Annotated in this window: 11 protein-coding genes and 2 tRNA genes; 11 read left to right on the top strand and 2 right to left on the bottom strand. The window is 66.3% G+C overall.

Going from position 1 to position 14,279, the window contains the following annotated elements; genetic code table 11:
- Positions 1-82: 82 nt before the first annotated feature.
- The 9 genes from zwf to DD559_RS07410 all read left to right on the top strand — a co-directional run bounded on the left by zwf (position 83) and on the right by DD559_RS07410 (position 7,461).
- Positions 83-1,543 (top strand): glucose-6-phosphate dehydrogenase, encoded by a 1,461-nt coding sequence (gene zwf / locus DD559_RS07450; protein ID WP_116468623.1) that lies wholly within the window; start codon positions 83-85, stop codon positions 1,541-1,543.
- Between the two features lie 256 nt (positions 1,544-1,799).
- On the top strand, positions 1,800-2,507 hold the full coding sequence (pgl, locus tag DD559_RS07445; protein WP_116468622.1) for a 6-phosphogluconolactonase: 708 nt from the start codon (positions 1,800-1,802) through the stop codon (positions 2,505-2,507).
- Positions 2,507-4,330, top strand: coding sequence for a phosphogluconate dehydratase (edd, locus tag DD559_RS07440; protein WP_116468621.1), 1,824 nt, complete (start codon positions 2,507-2,509; stop codon positions 4,328-4,330). The genes pgl and edd overlap by 1 nt, the downstream gene beginning before the upstream one ends.
- 116 nt (positions 4,331-4,446) lie before the next feature.
- On the top strand, positions 4,447-5,415 hold the full coding sequence (locus DD559_RS07435; protein WP_116468620.1) for a glucokinase: 969 nt from the start codon (positions 4,447-4,449) through the stop codon (positions 5,413-5,415).
- A gap of 29 nt (positions 5,416-5,444) precedes the next feature.
- Positions 5,445-6,029, top strand: a complete 585-nt coding sequence (eda, locus tag DD559_RS07430) for a bifunctional 4-hydroxy-2-oxoglutarate aldolase/2-dehydro-3-deoxy-phosphogluconate aldolase (protein ID WP_116470777.1) — start codon at positions 5,445-5,447, stop codon at positions 6,027-6,029.
- 112 nt (positions 6,030-6,141) lie between these two features.
- Positions 6,142-6,348 carry a ParD-like family protein gene (locus tag DD559_RS07425; RefSeq protein WP_116468619.1) on the top strand — a complete coding sequence of 69 codons (207 nt, stop codon included), beginning with the start codon at positions 6,142-6,144 and terminating at the stop codon, positions 6,346-6,348.
- Position 6,349: 1 nt separating this feature from the next.
- Positions 6,350-7,126 (top strand): type I methionyl aminopeptidase, encoded by a 777-nt coding sequence (gene map, locus DD559_RS07420; RefSeq protein WP_116468618.1) that lies wholly within the window; start codon positions 6,350-6,352, stop codon positions 7,124-7,126.
- Positions 7,127-7,249: 123 nt separating this feature from the next.
- Positions 7,250-7,325, top strand: a tRNA-Ile gene (locus DD559_RS07415).
- A gap of 59 nt (positions 7,326-7,384) precedes the next feature.
- Positions 7,385-7,461, top strand: a tRNA-Pro gene (locus DD559_RS07410).
- A 210-nt stretch (positions 7,462-7,671) separates the two neighbouring features.
- Here the strand turns inward: DD559_RS07410 and DD559_RS07405 are convergent.
- Positions 7,672-9,255: a sensor histidine kinase gene (locus tag DD559_RS07405; RefSeq protein ID WP_240610159.1), complete on the bottom strand. Its 1,584-nt coding sequence runs from the start codon at positions 9,253-9,255 to the stop codon at positions 7,672-7,674.
- Positions 9,256-9,428: 173 nt separating this feature from the next.
- Here DD559_RS07405 and DD559_RS07400 point away from each other — a divergent pair, with 173 nt between their 5' ends.
- Complete coding sequence (locus tag DD559_RS07400) at positions 9,429-9,896, top strand: Lrp/AsnC family transcriptional regulator (RefSeq protein WP_116468616.1); 468 nt, start codon at positions 9,429-9,431, stop codon at positions 9,894-9,896.
- A 94-nt stretch (positions 9,897-9,990) separates the two neighbouring features.
- Here the strand turns inward: DD559_RS07400 and DD559_RS07395 are convergent, their stop codons facing one another.
- A complete protein-coding gene (locus tag DD559_RS07395) occupies positions 9,991-11,274 on the bottom strand; it encodes a tetratricopeptide repeat protein (RefSeq protein ID WP_116468615.1) in 1,284 nt (427 codons plus the stop codon).
- Between the two features lie 257 nt (positions 11,275-11,531).
- Here DD559_RS07395 and gyrA point away from each other — a divergent pair, with 257 nt between their 5' ends.
- The gene (gene gyrA, locus DD559_RS07390) at positions 11,532-14,276 is read left to right on the top strand and encodes a DNA gyrase subunit A (RefSeq protein WP_116468614.1); all 2,745 of its coding nucleotides are present in this window, start codon (positions 11,532-11,534) and stop codon (positions 14,274-14,276) included.
- Positions 14,277-14,279: the final 3 nt, after the last annotated feature.

Genomic DNA, 14,279 nt, shown 5'->3' with positions numbered 1-14,279 from the left:
CGGCGCGAGGGGGTTTCGTTGACCTCCGGCTTGATCTTTCGCGCGCATTGGTGTCTCGCGGGGCGAACCAATCATGAGGGAAATGATGCAGCAGCCCGTCGGCAAATTGCTTCTGTTCGGTGCCACCGGCGATCTCGCCCAGCGGATGCTGCTTCCTTCGCTTTATGCGCTGCACGCCGATGGCCTGCTGCCGCCGGATCTCACCATCACCGGCACCGCCCGATCGGACCATGACGACGATGGCTATCGCGCCTTCGCCGCCAAGGCGCTCGACCAGTTCCTGCCCGCCGATCGCAAGGACGACAGCGCTGTCCAGAGCTTCCTGCAGCGGCTGTTTTATCAGACGCTCGATGCATCGACGATCGAAGGCTATGCCGAGCTGAAGGAAAAGATCGGCGATATCTCCGGCGGCCTCGCGATCTTCCTGTCGACGGCACCCTGGCTGTTCGGCCCCACCATCAAGGGCCTGGAATCGGCCGGGCTGGCGGGCGACAATGTCCGCATCAGCCTGGAAAAGCCGCTCGGCCGCGACCTCGCGTCCAGCCGCGAGATCAACGACATCGTGGCGGAAGCCTTCCCCGAGGAGCGCACCTTCCGCATCGACCATTATCTCGGCAAGGAAACCGTCCAGAACATCCTGGCGCTGCGCTTCGGCAATTCGCTGTTCGAACCTGTGTGGAACGCCCGCGGCATCGACAGCGTGCAGATCACCGTCTCGGAAACGGTGGGCCTCGAAGGCCGTGCCGGCTTCTATGACGATACCGGCGCGCTGCGCGACATGGTGCAGAACCACATGCTCCAGCTCGTCGCGCTGATCGCGATGGAGCCCCCTGCCCGGCTCGACGGCACCTCGGTGCGCGACGAGAAGGTCAAGGTGCTGCGCTCGCTCCGCAAGATCGCGATCGCCGATGCGCCGAACCTTACCGTAATCGGCCAATATGGTGGCGGCGCGGTGAAGGGCGAGATCGTCCGCGACTATACCACCGATCTTGGCAAATCCTCGCGCACCGAGACCTTCGTCGCGATCAAGGCGCATGTCGACAACTGGCGCTGGCAGGGCGTGCCCTTCTACCTGCGCACCGGCAAGCGCCTTGCCGAGCGTCGTTCGGAAATCGTCATCCGCTTCAAGCCGGTGCCGCATTCGATCTTCGCGGAACGCGGCGGGATGCTCCAGCCGAACGCGCTGGTGATCCGCCTGCAGCCGGAGGAATATGTCCAGCTGCTGGTGATGGCCAAGCAGCCCGGCCTCGATCGCGAAGGCTATCGCCTGCGCGAAGTGCCGCTGAACCTCAGCCTCGACGCCGAATTCGCCGGCACCCGCCGCCGCATCGCCTATGAACGCCTGCTGCTCGACCTGATCGAGGGCGATCCCACCTTGTTCGTCCGCCGCGACGAAGTCGAGGCGCAGTGGGAGTGGATCGATGCGATCCGCGCCGGCTGGGACGCCAACGATCTCAAGCCCAAGCCCTATGCCTCGGGCAGCTGGGGCCCGTCGCTCGCGATCGCGCTCACCGAGCGCGACGGGGTGCACTGGCACGAATGAGGGAATAGAGGCGGCGTGATGGAAAAGTCCGAACCGCCTCCCGGGCAGTCGTCATCCCCGCGAAGGCGGGGATCCATTGCCCTGGCGGCGTCGGTTCTTTCCTCAAAGCGCACAGGCGAATGGATTCCCGCCTTCGCGGAGATGACAGCTAGAGGGACCTCCGCGCGTTCATGCCAAATCGCCCAATCCACCCCATATCGGACCCGCACGGCCGCCCGGCCGTTGACGCGGTCCCACCGAAATTCAAGGAGCTGACATGACGACCGAAATCGAATGGTGGGACTATGACGACACCGCCGAAATGGGCGAAGCGCTCGCCGGCGACGTCCAGTTCATCATCGAAAGCGCGATCGACGCGCGCGGCGCCGCGGTCATCGCGCTTGCCGGCGGTCGTACCCCCGGCCCGATCTACGCCAAGCTGAGCAAGGCCAAGCTCGACTGGAAGCGCGTGACGATCATCCCCACCGACGATCGCATCGTGCCGATGGGCGATCCGATGTCGAACGTCACCGGCCTCGCCAAGGTCTTCCTGCCGCTCGGCGCACGCGTGATCCCGGTCGTCAGCGAGAAGGCCGACGACTACAAGGCCGCCGGCCGCGCGGCGGATGCCCGCCTCCAGGACTTCCACTGGCCGCTCGATCTCTGCCTGCTCGGCATGGGTGCCGATGGCCACACCGCCTCGATCTTCCCCGGCCCCGATCTCCAGGAAGCGCTGACCGGCCCCAAGGAGCGCCGCGCGCTCGGCGTGATGCCCGATCCGCTGCCGCCCGAGGCGCCGGTCGCCCGCGTGTCGCTCTCGCTCGCCGCAATCGTCTCGGCGCGCGCGCTGATGATCGCGATCACCGGCCAGGAGAAGCGCGACGTACTGGAGCGTGCTATTGCCGAAGGCGCGGGCTCGACGCTGCCGATCGGCCGCGTGCTCGCCGAAACCGAACTGCCCGTCGACATCCACTGGAGCGTCTGATGACCACCCTCCACGCCGAAATCGCCGCCGTCACCGATCGCGTGATCGAACGCTCCAAGGTCGGCCGCGCCGCCTATCTCGATCTCATCCGCCGCGAGCGCGAATCGGGCAATGACCGGCCGAAGCTCGGCTGTGCCAACCTGGCGCACGCCTATGCCGGCACCGATGAACAGCGCGAGGAGCTGAAGTCCGGCACGCGGATGAACATCGGCATCGTCACCGCCTATAACGACATGCTTTCCGCCCACGCCCCCTATTATCGCTACCCCGAGCAGATGAAGATCTGGGCGCTCGAAGCCGGCGCCACCGCGCAGGTGGCGGGCGGCGTCCCGGCGATGTGCGACGGCGTGACCCAGGGCTATCAGGGCATGGAGCTGTCGCTGTTCAGCCGCGACACGATCGCGATGGCGACGGCGGTATCGCTCAGCCACCGCGTGTTCGAAGGCGCGGCGCTGCTCGGCATCTGCGACAAGATCGTGCCGGGCCTGCTGATGGGGGCGCTGCGCTTCGGCCATCTGCCGATGGTGCTGATCCCCGGCGGCCCGATGCGCTCGGGCCTGCCGAACAAGGAAAAGGCCGCGGTCCGCGAGCGCTTCGCCGAGGGCAAGGCGACGCGCGAGGAACTGCTCGAAGCGGAAATCGCCGCCTATCACGGCAAGGGCACCTGCACTTTCTACGGCACGGCCAATTCCAACCAGATGATGATGGAGGCGATGGGCCTCCATGTCCCCGGCGCCGCCTTCGCCAACCCGCAGACCAAGCTGCGCCAGGAGCTGACCCGCGCCGCCGTGCATCGGCTCGCCGAAATCGGCTGGAACGGCGACGACTATCGCCCGATCGGTCATGTCGTCGATGAACGCGCGATCGTGAACGCCGCGATCGTGCTGCTGGCCACCGGCGGCTCGACCAACCACCTGATCCACGTCCCCGCCTTTGCGCGCGCGGCCGGCATCGTCATCGACTGGGAGGATTTTGATCGCCTCTCGCGCGTGGTGCCGTTGATGACGCGCGTCTATCCGAACGGCTCGGCCGACGTGAACCAGTTCGAGGATGCCGGCGGCCCGTCCTTCGTCATCAAGGAACTGCTGCGCGCGGGCCTGATGCATGGCGACGCGCTGACCATCGCCAAGGACGGCATGGCCGCCTATGGCCGCAAGCCCGACATCGTCGAGGACGCGCTGGTCTGGACCGAGCATGGCGCGACCAGCAACGACGAGAATATCGTCCGCACGGTCGAAACCGCCTTCTCGCCCGAGGGCGGCTTCCGCATCCTAAAGGGCAATATCGGCCGCGCCTGCATCAAGGTGTCGGCGGTCGAGCGCGAGCGCTGGATCATCGAGGCCCCGGCCCGTGTCTTCTCCGACCAGTCCGAAGTGCTCGCCGCGTTCAAGGCCGGTGAACTGGAGCGCGACGTGGTCGTGGTGGTCCGCTTCCAGGGCCCACGCGCCAACGGGATGCCGGAACTGCACAAGCTTACCCCGCAGCTGGGCGTGCTCCAGAACCGCGGCTTCAAGGTGGCGCTCGTCACCGATGGCCGCATGTCGGGCGCCAGCGGCAAGGTGCCGGCGGCGATCCATCTTTCGCCGGAAGCGCTGGGTGGCGGCCCGATCGGCAAGGTCCGCGACGGCGACATCATTCGCCTCGATGCCGAAGCCGGCGTGCTCGAAGCGCTGGTCCCTGCCGAGGAATGGAATGCTCGGGAACACGCCGCAGCTCCGCCGCCTGCCATCGGCACCGGCCGCGAGCTGTTCGCGATGATGCGGCACTATTGCGACGAGGCCGAAAAGGGCGCCTCCGCGATGCTGCACGAAGCCGGGCTGTAACACATGTAAATCGCATCTACGCCGTTCGCGGGCTTTACAAGCGCCCGCGACGGCGGAAGAACGGCGCCGCGCTCTGGCAACGTTGACAGAAGCGAAAGAGAGAGGATCGGAATCGGATGGAAGTCGTCGCCGTCGACATTGGGGGCACCCACGCGCGCTTCGCGGTGGCGGAGGTGGCGGAAGGCCGCGTCGTCTCGATGAGCGAGCCAGTCACCCAGAAGGTCGCCGAACATCCCAGCCTCCAGCTCGCTTGGCGCGCATTCGGCGAACAGCTCGGCCGGCCGGTGCCCAAGGCCGCGGCGATCGCTGTCGCCTCGCCGATCAACGGCGATCTGATCAAACTCACCAATAATCCCTGGATCATCCGCCCGCCGCTGATTCCCGATCGGCTGGGTGCCGAAACCTGGACGATCGTCAATGATTTCGAAGCGATCGGCCATGCCGTCGCCCAGCTCGAGGACGATGCGTTCCTGCATCTGTGCGGGCCCGAAACGGGGCTGCCGGACAAGGGATCGATCACGGTCTGCGGGCCCGGCACCGGGCTGGGCGTCGCGCAGGTGTTCCGCCATCGCGGCGGCTATCACATCATCGCCACCGAAGGCGGGCATAGCGATTTCGCGCCGCTGGACGCGATCGAGGATGCCTTCGTCAAGCGCCTGCGCCGCACCTATCAGCGCGTCTCCAAGGAACGGATCGTCGCCGGCCCGGCGATCGTGTCGATCTACGAAACGCTGGCCGATCTGGAAGGCGTGCCCGTCAGCCGGCTCGACGACAAGGCGATCTGGACCCTGGCACTGGAAGGCAAGGACAGCCTCGCGGTGGCGGCGCTCGACCGGTTCTGCCTCAGTCTCGGCGCGGTGGCGGGCGATCTTGCGCTCGCCCACGGCCCCTCGGCGGTGGTGATTGCCGGTGGTCTGGGCTTGCGCCTGAAGGACCATCTGCTGCAATCGGGCTTCGGCGAGCGATTCGTCGCCAAGGGGCGCTTCCGTTCCCTGATGGCGACGATCCCCGTCAAGCTGATTACCCATCCCCAGCCGGGCTTGTACGGCGCAGCCGCCGCCTTCGCCCAGGAGCATGCACAGTGAGCGATACCCGCCCTTCGATCGAAGCCATCATGCGCACCGCGCCCGTCATCCCGGTGCTGGTGATTGACGACGCCGCCAAGGCGCGTCCGCTTGCCGAAGCGCTGGTGAAAGGCGGCCTGCGCGTGCTCGAAGTGACGATGCGCACGCCCGCCGCGCTGGACGCCATTCGCGAGATGAAGAAGGTGCCGGGCGCGATCGTCGGCGCCGGCACCGTGGTCAACACCCGGCAGTTCGAACAGGTGATGAAGGAAGACGCGGAGTTCATCGTCTCCCCCGGCCTCACCGATCGGCTGGGCGACGCGATCGCCCGCAGCGGCGTGCCCTATCTGCCGGGCGTCGCCAACGCCGGTGATATCATGCGCGGGATGGATCTCGGCCTCAGCCACTTCAAATTCTTCCCGGCGGAGACGTCGGGCGGCCTGAAGGCCCTCAAGGCGCTCGCCGGCCCCTTCTACGAAGCCAAGTTCTGCCCGACCGGCGGCATCACCCCCGCGACCGCACCCGATTGGCTGGCGTTCGAGCCGATCCTCTGCGTCGGCGGCAGCTGGATCACCAGCGGCTCGCTGGAGGAAGTGGAAGCCAAGGCCCGCGAAGCCGCCGCGCTGCCGCGCTAACTTGCCCTTCATAAGCCCCTCCCCTTCAGGGGAGGGGCTGAACTCCGTGCACCCTTGCCCTCGCCAATATACGAACCATATACGCTCCGTATACACATCACCCGGAGTACCCATGGGCATCGTGAAAATCGCCGACGACCTCCACGAGGAGGCGCGCCGCGCCAGTGCGGTCCTGTGCCGCTCGATCAACGCCCAGGCCGAATATTGGATGAAGATCGGCATGCTCGCCGAGGCGCACCCTACCCTCCCCTTCAACGAAATCGTCCGCCGTCAGCTCGCCGAGGCGCAGGTCGGCGCCGCGGCGCACGCGGCAGCCTGAAATGATCAAGACGCCGCAGGAAATCGGCCTGATGCGCACCGCCGGGCGGCTGCTCGCCCAGGTGTTCGAGATGCTCGACCGCACGCCGCTCGCCGGCATGTCGACGCTGGAGATCGACGCGCTGGTCGAACGCTTCATCATCGAGGACCTCGCCGCCCGCCCCGCCAGCAAGGGGCAGTACGGCTATGGCTTCGTGCTCAACTGCTCGCCGAACGAAGTGGTCTGCCACGGCGTGCCCGATGCCCGCACGATCGTCCGCGACGGCGACATCCTCAATCTCGACATCACGCTGGAAAAGAACGGCTTCATCGCCGATTCGAGCAAGACCTACATGGTCGGTGCGGTCTCACCCCAGGCGCGGCGGCTGGTAAAGGTGACGCAGGAGGCGCTATGGAAGGGCATCGCCCAGGTTCGCCCGGGCGCGACGCTGGGTGACATCGGCGCCGCGATCGAGCGACACGCCATGCGGCACGGCTATGCGGTGGTGCGCGATTATTGCGGCCACGGCATCGGCCGCGAGATGCATGAGGAGCCCTCCATCCTCCATTTCGGCCGCCCCGGCACCGGCATGACGCTGCGCGAAGGCATGACCTTCACCATCGAGCCGATGCTCAACCAGGGGACGCGCCGCGTGACGACGCTCGACGATGGCTGGACGGTGGTCACCAACGACCGCAAGCTCTCCGCCCAGTTCGAACATACCGTGGCAGTCACCGCCAAGGGGGTCGAGGTGCTGACCCTGCGCAGCGACGAGAAAATGCCGGCCCACCTGCAGTAAGCGCGCGCGCCCCCCTGCGACGTCCGCCGGATCGCCGCATGCCGCGCGGGCAGAACGGCCGGACCGTTGCACGCGAACGGCTTGCAGGCTGCCCCAAAGCTCCGCTAGGGGCGGTCACGCTGGGGGCCTGTAGCTCAGCGGTTAGAGCTGGCCGCTCATAACGGCTAGGTCGCGGGTTCGAATCCTGCCGGGCCCACCAGCACCTTTTCGCTTCCGGGGTTGTGCAGAGCGCAACAAAGCCCTAGGCGGCGAGAACGTCGGGGAGTAGCGCAGCCTGGTAGCGCATCTGGTTTGGGACCAGAGGGTCGCAGGTTCGAATCCTGTCTCCCCGACCACTTTCCCGCCCCCTGGATATAGCGGCCTGCCGACGACCGTCGCCGGTGACGCCGGCTGGCAGCGGATCGATGTCTTCCATCGCGCCGACCGTGCGGTTCATCCTCTCGCTTTCGGACAGGATCGGCGCACCGCCCGAACGGGGTCGGCGGCGGACCGCGCCCCCCTCGCCTCTCCGGCTGCCCCCCGCCACCACGCTCTGCAACGCGTGCTCAGCTCTGCTGGACACACGCTCTCGCGGGGCCATCTGCGATTGGCAGTTGGATTGCGAGGCAGTCGCTGGCGATGGTGAGGCTTCCTCCCAGCTCGCGCGCGAGATTGCGCGCCAGGCGCAGCGCAAAGCCTGCGCCGAGCAACGCCAGATCCTCGGCATGTTCGTCGTCGATCGCCAGGATGGCGTCGCCCGGATAGTCCCGCAATGCCCTTGGCCGATCGATGGCAATCGACAGCATCCCCGCCTCGCCCGGCACGAAGCGGATATGCAGCCCCTCCCCTTGCGTGCTTGCCGACGCCAACGTGGCCAGCAGACGCGAAAACAGGCGTTCGACGGCGCGGGGGTCGCCCGAAACCAAGGCCTCTTCCTCCGGCAGGTGCAGCGCCGAACCCCGCAGCGTGAGGAGTTCGGAAAGGTCGGCAACGATGCCCGACAACAGCCCTCGGAGCGCAACCGTGCCGGGCACCAGCGCCAGCGCCGCGCTCTCGATCCGCGCTGCCAGATCGAGATCGTCGATCGCGCCAAGCAGCTCCCGAACCTGCCCGCGAATGAAGGCGGCGCGCGTGCGATATTCGGGGGGAACCGGGCCGAGCATCTCCGCCTCGATCATTTCCGCGAACCCGGCGATGGCATTGGTGGGCGTGCGCAGCTCGTGCACCAACTGGCGCAGGAGATCGGGTTCGACCGGAGAGGGCCGCAGCGGCTCCGCGCGCTCGTCCATCCGCGGCCGCCGGGCGGTTCCCCGATAGCCGCAAAAACGGCCGCCGAGCGGCTCGAAGTTGGGCATCGCCGAAATCAGCCAGTCGCCGGCCGCATCGGATTCGCCCTCGATCGTCATGCGCGCGTTGCTGAAGGCTGCCCGGCGCCGGAACGCACCCGTCGCCACCCCGTCCACGCGGCTGCCGCTCGCCATTCCCTGCAAATCGAGCGAAAGGCCGATCAACGGCGCCCGATCGATGCCATCCACCCAACGGACGATGCCGGCGGCATCCGTTTCGAAACGGAAGTCGCTCGCCCGCATCGGGAGGGGCCTGGTGCCCGGCTGCGCATGTTGGCGCGCCTGCCAATGGGCATCTATCCTCGCGACCAGATCGGCAACCGCGAAAAGCCCTGCCTGGTTCTCCCCCTCCTCGGCCGGGGCGACACGCTGGTCCTTCAGCACGAAATCGGCGGCGCCGAAGGCTTCCAGCCCATGCTGTACCACCGGCGCAAGGTCGCGCCGGTTGCGCAGCACATGTCGCCCTTCCGGCGTAAGCCGCGGCAGCAGCGCCAGCCAATCTGCGTCCGCCATCCGCGCTCCACGCAATATCGGCAGGGCGATCGGCAAGGCATCCAGCACCAGCAGGCGGACCAGCGCCGCCGGGGCCGCGGCCCATTCGACCGTACGCACGCTGGCCTCCCGAACCGCGATGGGAACGCGGTGCCGAAGCGTTTCCAGCAGATGCAGCGCGCGATGATCGGGCGCAACCCGGCCGCGCCCGATCAGATCGACGATCTGCCGCCATGCCGATTGCGCGCCGAACGGCGACTGCACGTCACCGGCCAACACCGTTTCCAGCGAATCATCAAAGCGCAACGCCAACGCCCTTCCCCGCAGCGATCTTGCGCTGCAACACATACATAGCGGGTGCGAAGACGCCGTGGAAACAGTCCATTTCGGCACGTCGCAATGTGGGACAATTGCGTTGCCGTGTAATTATATTGTGCTAACAACGCGCGATAAGAAACGAAGCCCCACAGGAGCCATAGAACACAATGCGATTCGACGAGATCGACGTCCGTATCCTTGGACTACTCCAGGAAAATGGCCGCATGACGAATGTCGAGCTTGCCGATCGGGTCGGCCTGACGGCACCACCCTGCCTGCGGCGGGTGCGCGCACTTGAACAGGAAGGCGCGATCAAGGGCTATCATGCCGCGCTCGATCCCGGCGCGCTGGGCTATAACCTCACCGTCTTTGCCATGGTCAGCCTGAAAAGTCAGGCCGAAAGTGATCTGCGTGCATTCGAGCAGCTTGTCGCCGAAATCCCCGAAGTGCGCGAATGCCATATGCTCAATGGCGAAATCGACTTCATCCTGAAGATCGTGGCGTCCGACCTGCAGAGCTTCCAGACGATCCTCACCACGCGGCTCACCACGGCACCGAATGTCGAGCATGTGAAGACCTCGCTCACGATCCGAACCGCGAAGGCGCTTCCCGGCGTACCCGTGCCCGAGCTTTGAATGGCCCCTGCGTTGCGCAGGGCCTCGATATACGAAAAGGGGCGGCCCGTGGGGCCGCCCCTTTCCTTTTGTGGGTCTCGACCGGGAAAACCGATCAGGAAAGCGCGGGAAGATCCAGCGCAACCGTCCACAGCGTGGCGAGGTCGACGGCCGGTGCGCCCTTGACCTGGCCGAACGCGGTGCGGGCATCGTCCTTTCGGCCAAGGCTGTAGAGCGCCATGCCGCGATGCAGGTTCACCTCGTCCGCGGTCACGCCGCCCTTCTGAAGCGCGATGTCATAGAGTTCGACCGCCTTGGCGAAATCGCCGGACGCCAGATAGGCATCCCCGGTCTGCGCTGCCATCTTGCCGTTCGGTGCCGCCTGCGACTGCTTCAAGAGCGGTGCAAGCGAACCTTCCGCCTTCACCTTGCCCTGCGCCGACGTGTAGATGCGGGTCGCGTCCGGATTTCCGGCCGGCACCTTGCCGTTGCTCTTGCCCTCGTCGAGCACCGCAACGGCTTCCCAGGGCAGACCCGCCGAGTTCACCGATTCGGCATATTCGACATAATCATTCTGGTCGGCCAGCACCTTCGTCGCCCGGAGCAGGCGATACAGATCGATGCGCTGCACGTTGGTCAGGCGGGTGCCGGCCTGGTCGGCGCTGCCGCGCAGCATCATCACGCCCCAGCGCCAGTTCTTGGCGGTGGGATATTCCTGGATCATCTGCTGCAGCCACTTGGCCGTTTCAGCGCGATTACCCGTGGCGTAAACGCGCGGAATGGCGAACTGGTACCAGGCGACCGGCGGCTTCTGGCCGGTGGCCTTCACCGATTTGATCGCGCGATCCACTTCGGCAACCGATTCGTTCGGCCGATTGGTCGCCGCATAGGCATTGGCCAGCGCGAGCGAGAGATCGAACTCGTTGTTACCCGCCTCACGCGACTTGAGCAGCGCGTCGATGGCTTCCGGGTACTTCTTGTCCTTCATCGCCTGATCGCCGAGCATGTAGAAATATTGGCGCTTATAGGCGACCAGCTCGTTCGGCGGGGTGCGCGGATTGGCGATCAGGATCGCGAGATCCTTGTTCAGCGCGACCATGTCGTTCTTGCCGATGTTCATCCGCGAACGGAGATAGGCAGCGTAATATTTCTCATCGTCGTTCTGGGCTACCTGGTCCAGCGCATCGAGCGCCGGTGCGGCTGCGGCCCAGTTCTTGGCCTGCACCGCGTCCACGGCCGGCTGTGCGGCCTTGCGGAAGGCGTCGCTTACCTTCAGCGCGTTGGGATCTTCCTTGGATGCGCCCTTCTTGTCCTTCTGGGCCAGCGCCGGCGTCGTCACCATCGCGGTCGAACCCAGCGCAAGCATCGCGGTCAGCGCAAGCTTCGAAACAAACTTCATCTGCAACTCTCCTCGTCGGCCAGGCGGCGTCGCGGTTCCTCTAAAGGCGCAGTGTACACCATTCAAGCACGCTTGCCGTGTGGCCGGCGGGCTGAATGCGGCTTGAACAACCGCCATTGCGAACGAGAAACGTTTATTCGGGTACTTGGCTCCCAATGCTCCCCACGCGCGTGCGTACGCGCGGGCGCGGGGTTGGCAGGAGGCGTGCACCCCGCTAGAGCCATCACAGCGTAACAAAAACCCGAAAGTATACCGCTTTGACCGACGAGACCATGCTCGCCGACCCTTCTGACATTACCCCGATCTCGATCGTCGACGAGATGAAGACCTCGTACCTCGATTACGCGATGAGCGTGATCGTGGCGCGCGCCCTGCCCGACGTTCGCGACGGCCTGAAGCCCGTCCACCGCCGCATCCTCTATGCCGCGCAGGAAGGCGGCTATGTCGCCGGACGCCCCTACCGCAAGTCCGCCCGCCTGGTCGGTGACGTGATGGGTAAATACCATCCGCACGGCGACAGCTCGATCTACGATGCGATGGCCCGCATGGCGCAGGACTGGGCGATGCGCGTGCCGCTGATCGACGGCCAGGGCAATTTCGGCTCGATGGACCCCGATCCGCCCGCCGCGATGCGCTACACCGAAGCGCGCCTCGCCCGCGTGGCGACGGCGCTGCTCGACGATATCGAGAAGGACACTGTCGACTTCGTGCCGAACTATGACGGCTCGGAAAGCGAGCCGTCGGTCCTCCCTGCCCGCTTCCCCAACCTGCTGGTCAACGGCGCGGGCGGCATCGCGGTCGGCATGGCGACCAACATTCCGCCGCACAATCTCGGCGAAGTGATCAACGCCTGCCTGGCGTACATCGACAATGGCGCGGTCACGCTCGAAGAGCTGATGGAACTGGTGCCGGGTCCGGACTTCCCGACCGGCGCGGTGATCCTCGGCCGCTCGGGCTGCCGCTCGGCCTATCAGACCGGCCGCGGCTCGATCCTGGTCCGCTCGCGCCACGAATTCGAGCAGCGCGGCGAGCGCCGCTCGATCGTGCTCACCGAAATTCCCTACCAGCAGGGCAAGAACGCGCTGGTCGAGAAGATCGCCGAGGCCGCCAAGGAAAAGCGGATCGAAGGCGTCTCCGACATTCGCGACGAAAGCTCGCGCGAGGGCGTGCGCATCGTCATCGACCTGCGCCGCGACGCGACGCCCGAGGTGGTGCTCAACCAAATCTGGCGGAACACGCCGGCACAGTCGAGCTTCCCGGCGAACATGCTAGCGATCCGCGGCGGCCGCCCGGAACTGCTCAACCTGCGCGACATCATCGAGGCCTTCGTCAAGTTCCGCGAGGAGGTCATCACCCGCCGCTCCAAGTTCGAGCTGGCCAAGGCGCGCGACCGTGCGCACATCTTGCTCGGCCTGGTGATCGCGGTCACCAATCTCGACGAGATGGTGAAGATCATCCGCGGCTCGTCGAGCCCGGCCGCCGCGCGCGAGGCGCTGCTCGCCCGCGAATGGCCGATCGCCGAAATCGCGCCGTACATCCGCCTGGTCGAGGCGGTGGACACCGAGGTCACCGGCGACAGCTATCGCCTGTCCGACACCCAGGTCCGCGCGATCCTCGACCTGCGTCTGCACCGCCTCACCGCGCTCGGCCGCGACGAGATCGGTGACGAACTTAAGGAACTCGCCGATTCGATCGCCGAGCTGCTCGAGATTCTCGGCAATCGTGCGAAGCTGTATGAAGTGCTGCGCGGCGAGCTGGTGCTGATCCGCGACACCTATGCCACCCCGCGCAAGACCGAGATCGCCGCTGCCGCAGACGGCATCGACGACGAGGACCTGATCGAGCGCGAGGACATGGTCGTCACCGTCACGGTCCAGAGCTATATCAAGCGCACCCCGCTCGATGCCTTCCGCGCCCAGGCGCGCGGCGGCAAGGGCCGCGCCGGCATGGCGACCAAGGACGAGGATGCGATCACCGAGCTGTTCGTCACCTCGACGCACACCCCGGTCTTGTTCTTCTCCACGCTCGGCCGCGTCTATCGCATGAAGGTGTGGAAGCTGCCCGAGGGCGGCCCTGCCACCCGCGGCCGGCCGATGATCAACCTGCTGCCGCTCGCGGGGGGCGAGACCATCTCCACCGTGCTCCCGCTGCCGGAGGACGAGGAAGAATGGGCGAACCTCCACGTGATGTTCGCCACCGCCAAGGGCAATGTGCGTCGTAACAGCATGGATCTGTTCACGAACGTGCCCTCGAACGGCAAGATCGCGATGAAGTTCGAAGGCGAGGACGAGGACGATCGCCTGATCGGCGTCGCCCTGCTCAACGAAGGTGACGATGTGCTTCTCGCCACCCGCGCCGGCAAAGCAATCCGCTTCCCCGGCGAGGACGTCCGCGCCTTCCAGAGCCGCGCCTCCACCGGCGTGCGCGGCATGCGCCTCGCCGATGGCGACCAGGTGATGTCGCTCTCGATCCTCCACCGCTCGGGCGCGAGCCAGGAAGAGCGCGATTCGTATCTCCGCTTCGCGCCCTGGAAGGGCGAGCGCGAGGGCGAATGCGATCTGCCGGCCGACCGCTACGAGGAGATGAAGGAGCGCGAGCAGTTCATCCTCACCGTCTGTGCCAACGGTTATGGCAAGCTCAGCTCGGCCTATGAATATCGCCGCACGGGTCGCGGCGGCCAGGGCATCACCAACATCGACAACATCGCCCGCAACGGGCCGGTGGTGGCGAGCTTCCCGGCAACCAAGGGGCACCAGCTGATGCTGGTGACCGACCAGGCCAAGATGATCCGCATGTCGCTGGGCGACCTGCGCGTCATCGGGCGCAACTCGGCGGGCGTGCGGCTGTTCAACGTCGCGGCGAACGAGCATGTCGTCTCGGCGGCGCGCATCGAAGAGAGCGAGGACGAGGCCGAGATGAACCTGGGCGACGGCGCGGTGACAGGCGAAGCGACGCCGGACGCGGTGCCGGGCGAAGACCTAGCCGATGGCGGCGAGGCCTGAGCC

The sequence above is a fragment of the Sphingomonas pokkalii genome (assembly GCF_003096275.1).
Taxonomy (GTDB): Bacteria; Pseudomonadota; Alphaproteobacteria; order Sphingomonadales; family Sphingomonadaceae; genus Sphingomonas; species Sphingomonas pokkalii.
This window is presented reverse-complemented; position numbering and strand designations above follow the sequence as displayed.

Bases quoted from the DNA above. Each gene is read 5' to 3' on its own strand.
- DD559_RS07435 (WP_116468620.1), top strand. From the start codon at position 4,447: ATGGAAGTCGTCGCCGTCGACATTGGGGGCACCCACGCGCGCTTCGCG.
- map (WP_116468618.1), top strand. From the start codon at position 6,350: ATGATCAAGACGCCGCAGGAAATCGGCCTGATGCGCACCGCCGGGCGG.
- zwf (WP_116468623.1), top strand. From the start codon at position 83: ATGATGCAGCAGCCCGTCGGCAAATTGCTTCTGTTCGGTGCCACCGGC.
- edd (WP_116468621.1), top strand. From the start codon at position 2,507: ATGACCACCCTCCACGCCGAAATCGCCGCCGTCACCGATCGCGTGATC.
- eda (WP_116470777.1), top strand. From the start codon at position 5,445: ATGCGCACCGCGCCCGTCATCCCGGTGCTGGTGATTGACGACGCCGCC.
- DD559_RS07400 (WP_116468616.1), top strand. From the start codon at position 9,429: ATGCGATTCGACGAGATCGACGTCCGTATCCTTGGACTACTCCAGGAA.
- DD559_RS07425 (WP_116468619.1), top strand. From the start codon at position 6,142: ATGGGCATCGTGAAAATCGCCGACGACCTCCACGAGGAGGCGCGCCGC.
- DD559_RS07395 (WP_116468615.1), bottom strand. From the start codon at position 11,274: ATGAAGTTTGTTTCGAAGCTTGCGCTGACCGCGATGCTTGCGCTGGGT.
- pgl (WP_116468622.1), top strand. From the start codon at position 1,800: ATGACGACCGAAATCGAATGGTGGGACTATGACGACACCGCCGAAATG.